Origin of the sequence: Saccharothrix mutabilis subsp. mutabilis, assembly GCF_039521145.1 — a bacterium.
GTDB lineage: Bacteria > Actinomycetota > Actinomycetes > Mycobacteriales > Pseudonocardiaceae > Actinosynnema > Actinosynnema mutabilis.
Genome location: NZ_BAAABU010000018.1, coordinates 148,112 through 160,093 on the forward strand (window position 1 = coordinate 148,112; position 11,982 = coordinate 160,093).

Sequence of the window (11,982 nt, forward strand, 5' to 3'; positions counted from 1 at the left end):
AAGCCGGGGGTACCGGCGTCGCTTCGGTGCGCACGCGCCGTCACGCGGATTCGGTAACCGCCGCACGGCAACGCGGCTGTGTCGCTCCACCCCCCGGCTTGAGCAGTCGCTGCGGAAGAACCATCGCAACGATCACAGCGTAGCAGTGCGAGTCAAACCCCATACCGAACAACGAAAATTCCGCGTGACAGGGAAACTAAAAGTCCATTGTGGACTAGACATCGCGACCGGCATTCCCGATCATCCACTCCGGACCCGAATCGAGGCCCAGTTCGGTGAGCACGGCGGCTTCGACGGTCGGCACCGCCGCCGCGACCGCCGGGGTCAGGCCGAGGCCGAAGCCGACCTCCGCGACCTCCACGGCGAACACGACCAGCCGGTCCGGCAGGCGGCCCAGGGCGTCGGCCAGTTCGACCGCCTCCGGCACGCCGAAACCGTGGGAGCTGGTCGCCGACGGCAGGCTCCCGCCGAACGACACCCGGTGCACCCGGCCCGGCACGGCGGGGGCGCAGCGCATCGCGTCCACCACGACCACCAGCTCCGCGTCCGCCCACGCCTCCATGAGTCGCACCGGATCGCCGTCGGTGACCTCGGCCCGCACGCCGCGCCGGGCGAGCGACCGCGCCACCGCGGGTCCGATGCCGTCGTCGCGCCGGAACTCGTTGCCCACGCCCACCACGACCGCCCTCACCGGTCCTCCCGGCGGAAGTCCAGGAAGTGCGCCGAGCACGAGATGCACGGGTCGTAGTTGCGGATCGCGCGTTCGCACAGCGACACCAGGGCGTGGTCGTCCAGGTCGAGGTAGCTGGTGACCAGTTGGGTCACGTCGTCCTCGATCGCGGACTGGTTCTGGGAGGTCGGCGGCACGATGTCCGCCGACGCCACGAGTCCGTCCGCGCCCAGCTCGTAGCGGTGGTACAGCAGGCCGCGCGGCGCCTCGGTCGCGCCGTGGCCGACGCCGGCGCGGGCGGGCACGTCGACGGCGGGCGGGTCCGGGCGCTCGTACTCGGCGATCAGCCGCAACGCCTCCTCCACCGCGTACACCACCTCGACCGCGCGGACGACGATGCTCTGGAACGGGTTGCGGCACACGGCCTCCAGCCCGGCGTCGGCGGCGGCGCCCGCGGCGGCGGGGGAGAGGCGGTCGGCGTTGAGGCTGTACCGGGCCAGCGGGCCCACCAGGTACATCTGCCCGTCCAGCCGGGCGTGCAACGCCGTGGAGTGCGGCACCTGGTGCTCCACGACGTGCTCGCCGAACGCCGAGACCGGGAACGACGCGCCGGTGGACACGTGCGGCACGCCCCGGTCGATCGGGTAGCCCTCGGTGTCCCGCAACGCCAGCAGGTCGTGCGGCACGTCCAGCTCCGGGAAGTCGAACGACGACACCCACGCCACCGTGGCCAGGGCGTCGTCCAGGGCGCGGCGCAGCTGCTCGGCCAGCGGGCGCAGCTCGGCGCGGGTGGGCGCGCGGTAGAAGCCGCCGACGCGGACGTTGACCGGGTGGATCGCCCGGCCGCCGACCAGGTCCATCACCGCGTTGCCCGCCTTCTTCAACGCCAGCCCGCGTTCCACGACGGCCCGGTGCTCGGCGGCCATCGCGATGCCGTCGGGCAGGCCGAGGAAGTCGGGGGCGTGCAGCAGGTGGATGTGCAGGGCGTGGCTGGAGATCCACTCGCCGCAGTACAGCAGCCGCCGCAGCGCCCGCACCGGCGCGGGCACCGCCACGCCGCACGCGTCCTCGATCGCCAGGCACGCGCTCAGCTGGTAGGCCACCGGGCAGATGCCGCAGATGCGGGCGGTGATGTCGGGCGGTTCGCGGTGGCCCCGGCCGCGCAGGAACGCCTCGAAGAAGCGGGGCGGCTCGTAGATGTTCAGCTCCACCTGGTCCACGCGGCCGTCGGTGGTGCGCACGCGCAGCGCGCCCTCGCCCTCCACCCGGGCCAGCCCGGCGACCCGCAGCGTGCGGTTCGAGCGGTGCGTCATGTCCACTCCCCGGCGGTGTTGAAGGTGTGGAAGACCCGGTCCAGCTCGCCCTCGCCCATGCCGTGGCGGCGCAGCAGGGGGATCAGCGCGGGCACGTTGGGCTGATTCATCGGGCCGAAGCAGCCGTAGCAGCCCCGGTCGACCGCCGGGCACAGCGCGCCGCACCCGGCGTGCGTGACCGGTCCCAGGCACGGCGTGCCGTGCGCGACCATCACGCAGGTCAGGCCGCGCCGCTTGCAGTCGGTGCACACGCTGGTGTCGGGCAGGTCCGGCGCGCGGCCGGCGAGGAAGGCGGTGAGCACCTCCAGCAGCTGCCCCCGGTCGATCGGGCAGCCGCGCAGCTCGTAGTCCACCGGCACGTGCGCCGAGATCGGCGTGGACGTGGCCAGCGTGTCGATCAGCTCCGGCGACGCGTAGACCACCGACCGGAACTCCTCGACGTCGGCGAGGTTGCGCAGCGCCTGGATGCCGCCGGAGGTGGCGCACGCGCCGACCACGACCAGCACCCGCGACTGCTCGCGGATCCACCGGATGCGCTGCACCTCGGCGGGGGTGGTGACCGATCCCTCCACGATGGACACGTCGTAGGGGCCGGGCCGGGTGCGCGGGGTGGCTTCGAGGAAGTGGGCGATCTCGACGCGTTCGGTCAGCGCGAGCAGTTCGTCCTCGCAGTCGAGCAGGGTGAGCTGGCACCCGTCGCACGAGGTGAACTTCCAGACCGCGAGGCTCGGCGCGTCCATCACAGCTCCTTCACCGCGAACAGCGGTTCGGCGACGGGGAAGTCGACCACCGGGCCGTCCCGGCACAGCAGCAGCGGCCCGAGCTGGCAGTGCCCGCACCGGCCCGTGCCGCACTGCATGTTGCGTTCCAACGACACCTGGACGCGGTCGGCGGGCACGCCGCGGGTGATCAGGGTCCGGGCGCTGAACCGCATCATCGGCTCCGGCCCGCACAGCAGGGCGGTGGTGCGCTCGACGTCCAGCGGCAGCACGGCCAGCGGTTCGGTCACGAACCCGACCCGGCCGGTCCACCCCGGCCCGCCGCGGTCGACGGTGGTCACGACCTCGACGGCGTCGGCCCACCGCTCGACCTCCGCCCGGAACGGCAGGTCCTCGGGCGTGCGGGCGCCGGCGACCAGCACCACCCGCCGGTAGCGGTCGCGGTGGGCCAGGGCGTGCCGCAGCACCGGCCGCAGCGGGGCCAGCCCGATGCCGCCCGCGACGACCAGCAGGTCCTCGGTGCGGTGCAGGTCCCAGGTGGTGCCGAACGGGCCGCGCGCCCCGAGCACCGTGCCCGGCTCCGCGCCGTGCAGGGCGCGGCTGACCGCCCCGACAGCGCGCACGGTGTGCAGGAGGTCGCCGCCGCCGGGGATGCCGCTGACGGAGATGGGGATCTCGCCGACGCCGTGCGCGTAGAGCATCGCGAACTGCCCCGGCCGGAAGGGCGGCAGCGGGTCGTGCACCGGGCGCAGCAGGAGGGTCGCCGAGTCCGCGGTCTCCTCGGTGCGCCGCACGACCCGGTGCGCCACGGGCAGCCAGGGGTCGGTCATGACGGGTTCCGGTACAGGTCGAGCAGCCGGTAGCGGGTGGACTGGAGGCGGTGCAGCATCGCTTCGGCCAGCACGAGGGAGAGCCGGTAGCCGAACTCCGGGTCCCGCTCGGCGGTTTCGCGCAGCCGCGCCACGTCCAGCCGGGCCAGGTGCGCCGGGACGACCACGGTCGCGCCGAAGTGCCACCGGTGGGGCGGCACCAGCCAGGACAGGCCGAGCAGCTCGCCGGGCCCGACGCCCTGGACGGTCACCGCGCCCCGTCCGGGCACGGCGGCGTCCAGCGCGACGCACCCGGTCAGCACGACCCAGCTGTGCTCGGCGGGCTGGTCCTGGTCGAACAGCCGGGTGCCGGCCGGGTGGTGCTCGGGGTGGGCGCTCGCCGCGATCAGCGCCCGGTGGGCGGGCGCGAGCGGGCGGAACAGCGCGAGGTCGGCGAGGTCGGTGGTCACGGCGCGCCCCTGGCCAGCGCGGCGGCCTCCGCGGTGACGTCGATGCCGGCCGGGCACCAGGCCACGCACCGGCCGCAGCCGACGCACCCGGACGTGCCGAACTGGTCGTGCCAGGTGCCCAGCTTGTGGGTCAGCCACTGGCGGTAGCGGGCGGCGGGTGAGGTGCGGACCGCGCCGCCGTGCAGGTGGGAGAAGTCGACCTCGAAGCAGGACGCCCACCGCTCGCGCCGCTCGGCCTCGCCGCCGGCCAGGCTGGTGACGTCCTCGACCGTGACGCAGAAGCAGGTCGGGCACACCATGGTGCAGTTGCCGCAGGTGAGGCAGCGTTCGGCGACGTCCTGCCAGTGCGGGGACTCGCGGTTGGCCGCGAGCAGGTCGCGCAGGTCCACCTCGGGCATCGCGCGGCCCATCCGCCCCGCCGCGTCGGCCACCTCCGACCGGGCGGCGGCGGCCTCGGCGGGGGTGGCCGGGCGCGCGGACAGCCAGTCCAGCAGGAACAGCCCCTGCGCGCTGCCCGCGTCCGCGACGAACCGGTGGCCCTCCTCGTCCACCCGCTCGACCAGCGCGATGTCGTAGCCCGGCCCGGCCGCGGGACCGCAGCCCATCGAGGCGCAGAAGCACACCCCGCCGGGCTCGGTGCACTCGGCGGCCACCACGAACGGGGCCCGGTCGCCCAGGACCTGGCACAGCTTGCCGATCGCGGCCAGGTCGCACGGCCGCACCCCGAGGAACGCGTACCGCGGCCGGGGTTCGGCGATCGAGCGGAACTCCCCCTCGGCACTGGCCACCAGCGCCCGGCGCGGCGGGTGCAGGAAGTTCTTCCACGACAGCGGCCCCGCCGAGTGGCCGAACACCGCCTCGTCGCCGCGCCGCCGCACCCGGTAGTGGCCCGGCGCGGTCTCCACGCCCCACCCGGCGGGCAGGTCGGCGACCGACTCGACCTCGGCCAGGGTGATCGCGCCGTCGCGCAGCACCGGCCCGACCACGACGTGCCCGGTGAACCGCAGCTCGCCGATCAGGGCGTCCAGGCCCGCGAGGTCGAGGACGGCGGTCACGGCAGGCTCCGCGCGACCAGGTCGGCCAGTTCGACCGTGCGGTTGGCGTAGCCCCACTCGTTGTCGTACCAGCCGAAGACCTTCACGATCCCGCCGGTCGACTTGGTCAGCTGCGCGTCGAACACGCACGAGGCCGGGTCGGCGATGATGTCGCGGGAGACGACCGGGGCCGTGGTGTAGCGCAGGATGCCCTTGAGCCGGCCGTCGGCGGCCTCGGCGAAGGCCCGGTTGACCTCCTCCGCCGACACCGGCCGCTCCAGCGCCACGGTCAGGTCGGTCAGCGAGCCGTCCTCGACCGGGACGCGCACGGCCAGGCCGTCCAGCCGGCCCGCCAGCGACGGGATGACCAGGCCGACCGCCTTCGCCGCGCCGGTCGAGGTCGGGATGACGTTCACCGCCGCCGACCGGGCGCGCCGCAGGTCCTTGTGCGGCCGGTCGAGCAGGGACTGGTCGTTGGTGTAGCTGTGGATGGTGGTCATGAGGCCCTCGCGGATGCCGAACGCCTCGTGCAGCACCGACGCCATGGGCGCCACGCAGTTGGTGGTGCAGGAGGCGTTGGAGATCACGTGGTGGGTGGCGGGGTCGTAGGTGTCCTCGTTGACGCCCAGCACGATCGTGGCGTCCACGTCCTTGCCGGGCGCGGTGATCAGCACCTTGCGGGCGCCGCGCGCCAGGTGCGTGGCGGCGGCGTCGCGGGTGCGGAAGCGGCCGGTGGCCTCGATGACGACGTCCACGCCCAGCGCGCCCCAGTCCAGGTCCGCGGGCTCGGTGTGGGCGGTGGCGGTCAGCGTGCGACCGTCGACGGTGATGCGGCCGGGACCGGCGCCGACCTCGCGCCGCCACGGCCCGTAGGTCGAGTCGTACGCCAGCAGGTGCGCCAGCGTCTCGGGTGCGGTGACGTCGTTGACGGCCACCACTTCCAGGTCGCCGTCGTGCCGGTCGACGGCGCAGCGCAGCACGTCCCGCCCGATCCGCCCGAACCCGTTGATGCCCACCCGGACCGCCATGTCGTCTCCTCCGCCCGTGCCGGTGATCTCGTCCTCCCGATGCTCGCCGGGTCGGCGCGGGGTGAGCAGTGGCGAAGGTCCCTGCCCGACCGGGCCCCCGGTCAGCAGATGCGGGGGAGTTGCTCGCCGATCAGCATGTCGACGATCCGGGTGGACCCGATGAGGGTGCGCGCGGTGACGCGGCCCGCGGGTCCGTCGACGACCCGGCCGACGGCGCGCGCCCCGGCGCCTTCGGGTCGGGCGCGCATCGCCGCCAGCACGTCCGGCGCGCTCCGCGGCGCGACGAACGCGACCAGGCAGCCCTCGTTGGCCACGTGGAAGGGGTCCAGGCCCAGCAGTTCGCACGCCGCCGCGACCGCGCGCGGCACCGGCACGTCGTCCTCCACGACCTCGACGGCGACGCCGGACGCGGCGGCCAACTCGTTGAGGGCGCTGGCCAGCCCGCCGCGGGTGGGGTCGCGCAGCACGTGCACGTCCTCGCCGCCGGCGTCGAGCATCGCGGCGACCAGGCGGTGCAGGGGCCGGCTGTCGGAGGCGATCTCCGCCTCGAACCCCAGGCCCTCGCGGGCGCTGAGGATCGCGGTGCCGTGCGCGCCGATCGGCCCGGACAGCAGCACGACGTCCCCGACCCGACCGGCCGCCGCCGACGGCCGCGCGCCCGGCAGCCGAACGCCGAGCCCGGTGGTGGTCACGTACAGCCCGTCGGCCGCGCCCCGGCCCACGACCTTGGTGTCCCCGGTGACGACGGGCACGCCGACGTCCTGGGCGGCCTTGGCGGCCGACCGCGTGACCAGGCGCAGCTCCTCCACCGGCAAGCCTTCCTCGACCACGAACGCCAGCGCCAGCGCGATCGGCCGCGCGCCGCGCATGGCCAGGTCGTTGACGGTGCCGTGGACGGCGAGCGAGCCGATGTCGCCGCCGGGGAAGAACCGGGGCGTGACCACGAACCCGTCCGTGCTGAGCACGAGATCGGCGCCGGGCCCAAGCACCGGGTCGCCGCCGGGCCCGACGTCGGCCGCGGTGAGGACGGCGGCGTCCTCCAGCGGTCCGCGCGTGCCGAGTTCGCGGGCGATGACCTGGTCGATCAGCTCGGCCATGAGCCGCCCGCCGGAGCCGTGGCCGAGCAGCACGCGCTCGGTCTCCTCGTGGGGCAGGGGGCACGTGGTCATCGGAACTCCAATCCGCGGCCGGCGTTGTGGAACGCGGCGCAGGTGCCTTCGCTGGACACCATCGGCGCGCCCAGGGGGTTGCGGGGTGCGCAGGCACGGCCGTAGGCGGTGCAGTCGGTGGGCACCCTGGTGCCGCGCAGGATGTCGCCGGCGATGCACTCGGGCGCCTCGCGCGCGGTGACCTCGCCGACGGCGAACCGGGTCTCCGCGTCGAAGTCCGCGAACTCCGGGGCCAGCGCGAGCCCGCTGGCCGGGATCGGCCCGACGCCGCGCCAGGTGCGGTCGGTGACCCGGAAGACCCGCCGGACCACGTCCTGCGCGGTGGTGTTGCCCGAGCGCCGGACCGCCCGCGCGTACTGGTTCTCGACCTCCGCCCGGCCCTCCTCCAGCTGCCGCACCGCCATGAGGATGCCCTCCAGCAGGTCCAGCGGCTCGAACCCGGTCACCACGATCGGCACGCGGTAGCGGGCGGCGATCGGCTCGTACTCGGTCCAGCCCATCACCGCGCACACGTGCCCGGCGGCCAGGAACGCCTGCACCTCGTTGTCCGGCGCGTCCAGCAGCGCGGTGATCGCGGGCGGCACCAGCACGTGGCTGACCAGCGCGGAGAAGTTGCGCACCCCGGTGCGGGCGGCGTGCAGCACGGCCATCGCGTTGGCCGGCGCGGTGGTCTCGAAGCCCACGGCGAAGAACACGACCTGCTTGTCGGGGTTCTCGCGCGCGATCCGCACGGCGTCCAGCGGCGTGTAGACCACCCGCACGTCGCCGCCGCGCGCCTTGACCCCCAGCAGGTCGCCGGTCGTGCCCGGCACGCGCAGCATGTCGCCGTAGCTGGTGAACACCACGCCGGGCCGCGCCGCGATGGCGATGGCCCGGTCGACGGTCTCCAGCGGGGTCACGCACACCGGGCAGCCGGGGCCGTGCACCATCCGGACGCCGGCGGGCAGCAGCTCGTCGATGCCCTGCCGCACGATGGTGTGGGTCTGGCCGCCGCAGACCTCCATCAGCGCCCACGGCCGGGTCGCGGTCGTCCGCAGCTCGGCCAGCAGGCGGCGCGCCAGCACCGGGTCGCGGTACTCGTCCAGGTGCTTCACGACGGCCCCAGCTCACCGGCCAGCGCGTCGGGCATGGCCCGCAGCACCGCCAGGGTCCGGGCCGCCTCGGTCTCGTCCACGACGCTGATCGCGAAACCGACGTGCACGATGACGTAGTCCCCGACCCGCGCCTCCGGCGCGTAGACCAGGCACACCGGCCGCCGCAGGCCGTCGAAGTCGACCGTGCCGGTGCGCGGTTCGCCGTCCTCGACGGCCACCACGCGTCCCGGGATCCCCAGGCACATCCGCGTTCACCCCTCCAGCCGGGCCGCGGCGACCGCGGCCTGTCCGTAGCTGATGCCGCCGTCGTTGACCGGCACCCGCTGCCCCACGTGCACCTCGAACCCGGAGTCGGCCAGCTCGCGGACCACCGCGTCGGTCAACCGCCGGTTCTGGAACACCCCGCCGCCCAGGCACACCACGTGCACCCCGGTCGCGTCGGCGGCCTGCTCGACCAACGCGCGGGTGGCGTGCGCGACGGCGGTGTGGAACCGGGCCGCGACGACGGCCTTCGGCCCGGTCGCCGCGGCCAGCTCGCGCAGCGTCGGCACCGGGTCGTAGACCCACAGCCCGTCGCGGTGGTGCAGCCGCCAGGCCAGGGCGTCGTGGTCGGGCTCGCCGTGCGCCGCCGCCTCCAGCAGCACCGCGGCCTCACCCTCGTAGGTGGCGTCGTCGCACAGCCCGAGCAGGGCCGCCGCCGCGTCGAACAGCCGGCCCACGCTGGAGGCGACGGGGCTGTTCACACCGCGCGCCACCATCCGGCGCACGACCTCGGCCTCGCGCACCCCGACCCGTTCCAGCAGCGCGTCCGCGCACCCGTCGAGGCCGACGCCGAAGTCCTCCGCGCCGTGCAGGTAGCCCAGCGCCATGCGCGCCGGGCGGCGGACGGCGGCCTCGCCGCCGGGCAGCGGCGCGGTGCCGACCCGGCCGACCCGCCGGTAGTCCCGGTAGGTCGCGAGCAGCACCTCGCCGCCCCACAGGGTGCCGTCGTCGCCGTAGCCCAGGCCGTCGTAGGCGACGCCCAGGAACCGGCCCCGCACCCCGTGCTCGGCCGCCGTGGCGGCCACGTGCGCGTGGTGGTGCTGCACGGCGATCCGGCGGTGCGCGGGCCAGCGCCGCGCGTGCCCGGTGGACAGGTAGCCGGGGTGGCGGTCGTGCGCGCAGTGCCCGGGTTCGACGCCCTGCGTGCGGGCCAGCGCCGCGGCTGTCTCCTCGAACGCCGCGAAGGTCGCCGCGTTGGACAGGTCGCCGGTGTGCGGGCCGAGGAACGCCCGGTCGCCCACGGCCAGCGCGGTCGTGTGCTTGAGCTGCGCGCCCAGGGCGAGCACGGGGGAGGCCACGGCGGTGGGCAGGGGCAGCGGGTCCGGCGCGAGACCGCGGGCGCGGCGCAGCACGGCCCGGCCGCGCACCACCGAGTCGTCGTAGCGGGACCGGATGCGCCGGTCGTGCGCGAGGACGCCGTCCACCAGCGGGCCCAGCGTGGCGCGGGCCTCGTCGTCGGAGGTGGTGATCGGCTCGCCGGCCCGGTTGCCGCTGGTGACCACCAGCGGGCGGGCCAGGTCGGCCAGCAGCAGGTGGTGCAGCGGGCTGTAGGGCAGGAACAGGCCCAGCTCGGCCATGCCGGGCGCGACCGACGGCGCGAGCCCCGCGTCCCGGCGGCGGGGCAGCAGCACGATCGGCGCGGCCGTGGCCCGGAGGGGGCCCGGGTCGTCCACGAAGGAGAGCCGGCGGGCGTCCTCGACCGTGCGGACCATGACGGCGAACGCCTTGCGCGGGCGTCGCTTGACGCGCCGCAACCGCCCGACCGCTTCCTCGTCGGCCGCGTCGCAGACGAGTTGGTAGCCGCCGATGCCCTTCACCGCCACCACACCGCCGCCCGCGACGACCGCCACGGCGGCGCGCAACGCGTCCTCCCCGGCCAGCGCGCCCCACGTCAGCGCGGGACCGCAGGCCGGGCAGGCGACGGGCTCGGCGTGGAAGCGCCGGTCGGTCGGGTCGTGGTACTCCGCCGCGCACGCCGCGCACATCGGGAACTCGCGCATCGACGTGCGCACCCGGTCGTAGGGCAGCGCCTCGACGATGGTGGCGCGCGGGCCGCAGTCGGTGCAGTTGACGAAGGGGTAGCGGTGGCGGCGGTCGGCCGGGTCGAACAGCTCGGCGACGCACGCCGCGCAGGTGGCCAGGTCCGGCGGCACCGACCGCGGCCCGGCGACCGCGCCGGCCCTGCTCTCCCGCACCACGAACCCCGGCGGCGGCGCGGCGGTGGACGGCAGGCGGCACACCTCCAGCCGCTCGACCCGCGACACGGCCGGCGACCGTTCCCGCACCAGCCGGCGGAACGCGGTGAGGTCCTCGGACTCGCCCGCGGCGGTGATCACCACGCGGCCGTCCACGTTGCGCACGTCCCCGTCGATGCCCAGCGCCGTGGCCAGGCGGTGCACGTGCGGCCGGAACCCGACCCCCTGCACGGTGCCGTGCACCTCGATCCGCTCCACGACCCGCGCCACGACCTCACCGCCCCGGCTCGACGGGCCGGTTGCGCCGGATGTCCATGGGTGCTCCTCGGGGGGCAGGGTCGGGCGGAGGCCGGGTCAGGCGGTCGCCGCGGCGAGGCTGGCCCGGCAGGCCCGGACCAGTTGGCGGGTCGCCGCGGTGGCGGGGACGCGCAGGCAGCGGGTGCAGCGGACGACCACGTCGCCGAGCAGTTCGTCGACCGAGATCGCGGCGGGGCACTCGCAGTCGCGGCACCACCGGTGGCCGGTGACCGCCACGACGTGGGTGGAGGAGTGGACGCACTGGTGGATCCAGCGGCGGTGCAGCCGGCAGCTCACCCGCTCGAAGGGGTCCAGGCCGTCCTCCTCGGCCGCGTCCTCGGCGCGCAGCACGTCGGCCAGCGAGCGGTTGGACACGTCGGCGTACCGGTCGGTCGTGGTCTCGGTGGTGGTCATGGCGCGCTCCTGGGTGTGGTCCGTGTCACATCCCAGGGTTCGCCGCGCCCCGCCGCGCCGACACCGCACTCGGACCCCGATCGCGGTGGTCCACCGGCCCCGCGGCACCGTGCCCGAGGACCCTGTCCGGGACGGGACGCGCGGCGGGCCGCCGACGCGGGGACCGCGCCCTCCGATCGGGTTCACCGGGTGGGTCATCGCCCGAGCGTCCCGCCGCGCCGCGACGGCGGGCAGTGGCCAAAGACCCGGTGCGGCCGGGACGTCCGGCCTCACCCGGTCGCGACCACCGCCGCGCGGCACGGCCGTCCCGACCGGCCCGCGGTCCCGCCACCCAGGGGACTTGGGCTTTGCGGTCGTGGATCGCCATGCCAGGCTTGTGGTCATGACCGGACTGGAGGAATCGCCGCACAAGTTGCTGGGTGGCCTGCGCCTGGACGAGCTGCTGGACGAGGTCCGGGAGCGGCTGGCGGAGATCGCCTCGACGCGGGACAAGATGCAGGGCCTGCTGGACGCCGTGCTGGCGGTCGGGGCGGGCTTGGAGCTGGATTCGACGTTGCAGCGGATCGTGCAGGCGGCGACGGAGCTGGTCGGCGCGCGGTACGGGGCGTTGGGGGTGCTCGGGCCGCGCGAAGGGCTGTCGGAGTTCGTCTACGTGGGGATCGACGCGGAGACGCGGTCGCGGATGGGGCACCTGCCGCAGGGCAAGGGCCTGCTCGGGCTGCTGATCA

At 75.3% G+C, this 11,982-nt stretch carries 12 protein-coding genes and 1 pseudogene; 1 reads left to right on the forward strand and 12 read right to left on the reverse strand.

Annotated elements, in window-relative coordinates; genetic code table 11:
* Positions 1-214: 214 nt before the first annotated feature.
* From ABD126_RS29280 to ABD126_RS29335, 12 genes are all read right to left on the reverse strand, one after another.
* On the reverse strand, positions 215-691 hold the full coding sequence (locus ABD126_RS29280; RefSeq protein ID WP_343937204.1) for a hydrogenase maturation protease: 477 nt from the start codon (positions 689-691) through the stop codon (positions 215-217).
* Positions 688-1,983 (reverse strand): Ni/Fe hydrogenase subunit alpha, encoded by a 1,296-nt coding sequence (locus tag ABD126_RS29285; RefSeq protein ID WP_343937205.1) that lies wholly within the window; start codon positions 1,981-1,983, stop codon positions 688-690. The genes ABD126_RS29280 and ABD126_RS29285 overlap by 4 nt, the downstream gene beginning before the upstream one ends.
* Positions 1,980-2,723 carry an NADH-quinone oxidoreductase subunit B family protein gene (locus tag ABD126_RS29290; protein ID WP_343937206.1) on the reverse strand — a complete coding sequence of 248 codons (744 nt, stop codon included), beginning with the start codon at positions 2,721-2,723 and terminating at the stop codon, positions 1,980-1,982. Before ABD126_RS29290 ends, ABD126_RS29285 begins: the two co-directional genes overlap by 4 nt.
* Entirely contained in the window at positions 2,723-3,532 is an 810-nt protein-coding gene (locus tag ABD126_RS29295) for an FAD/NAD(P)-binding protein (protein ID WP_343937207.1), read from the reverse strand. Before ABD126_RS29295 ends, ABD126_RS29290 begins: the two co-directional genes overlap by 1 nt.
* The gene (locus ABD126_RS29300; RefSeq protein ID WP_343937208.1) at positions 3,529-3,981 is read right to left on the reverse strand and encodes a Crp/Fnr family transcriptional regulator; all 453 of its coding nucleotides are present in this window, start codon (positions 3,979-3,981) and stop codon (positions 3,529-3,531) included. The genes ABD126_RS29295 and ABD126_RS29300 overlap by 4 nt, the downstream gene beginning before the upstream one ends.
* Entirely contained in the window at positions 3,978-5,036 is a 1,059-nt protein-coding gene (locus tag ABD126_RS29305) for a 4Fe-4S dicluster domain-containing protein (protein WP_343937209.1), read from the reverse strand. The genes ABD126_RS29300 and ABD126_RS29305 overlap by 4 nt, the downstream gene beginning before the upstream one ends.
* Entirely contained in the window at positions 5,033-6,043 is a 1,011-nt protein-coding gene (gene gap, locus ABD126_RS29310; protein WP_343937210.1) for a type I glyceraldehyde-3-phosphate dehydrogenase, read from the reverse strand. Before gap ends, ABD126_RS29305 begins: the two co-directional genes overlap by 4 nt.
* Before the next feature lie 101 nt (positions 6,044-6,144).
* Positions 6,145-7,212: a hydrogenase expression/formation protein HypE gene (gene hypE, locus ABD126_RS29315; protein ID WP_343937211.1), complete on the reverse strand. Its 1,068-nt coding sequence runs from the start codon at positions 7,210-7,212 to the stop codon at positions 6,145-6,147.
* Positions 7,209-8,306 carry a hydrogenase formation protein HypD gene (gene hypD / locus ABD126_RS29320; RefSeq protein ID WP_343937212.1) on the reverse strand — a complete coding sequence of 366 codons (1,098 nt, stop codon included), beginning with the start codon at positions 8,304-8,306 and terminating at the stop codon, positions 7,209-7,211. The genes hypE and hypD overlap by 4 nt, the downstream gene beginning before the upstream one ends.
* Positions 8,303-8,551, reverse strand: a complete 249-nt coding sequence (locus ABD126_RS29325) for a HypC/HybG/HupF family hydrogenase formation chaperone (protein WP_343937213.1) — start codon at positions 8,549-8,551, stop codon at positions 8,303-8,305. The genes hypD and ABD126_RS29325 overlap by 4 nt, the downstream gene beginning before the upstream one ends.
* A gap of 6 nt (positions 8,552-8,557) precedes the next feature.
* Complete coding sequence (gene hypF / locus ABD126_RS29330; RefSeq protein WP_343937214.1) at positions 8,558-10,813, reverse strand: carbamoyltransferase HypF; 2,256 nt, start codon at positions 10,811-10,813, stop codon at positions 8,558-8,560.
* 84 nt (positions 10,814-10,897) lie between these two features.
* Positions 10,898-11,254: a hypothetical protein gene (locus tag ABD126_RS29335; RefSeq protein WP_343937215.1), complete on the reverse strand. Its 357-nt coding sequence runs from the start codon at positions 11,252-11,254 to the stop codon at positions 10,898-10,900.
* A 382-nt stretch (positions 11,255-11,636) separates the two neighbouring features.
* Here ABD126_RS29335 and ABD126_RS29340 point away from each other — a divergent pair.
* A pseudogene (locus ABD126_RS29340) lies at positions 11,637-11,982 on the forward strand (histidine kinase); the annotation flags it as partial.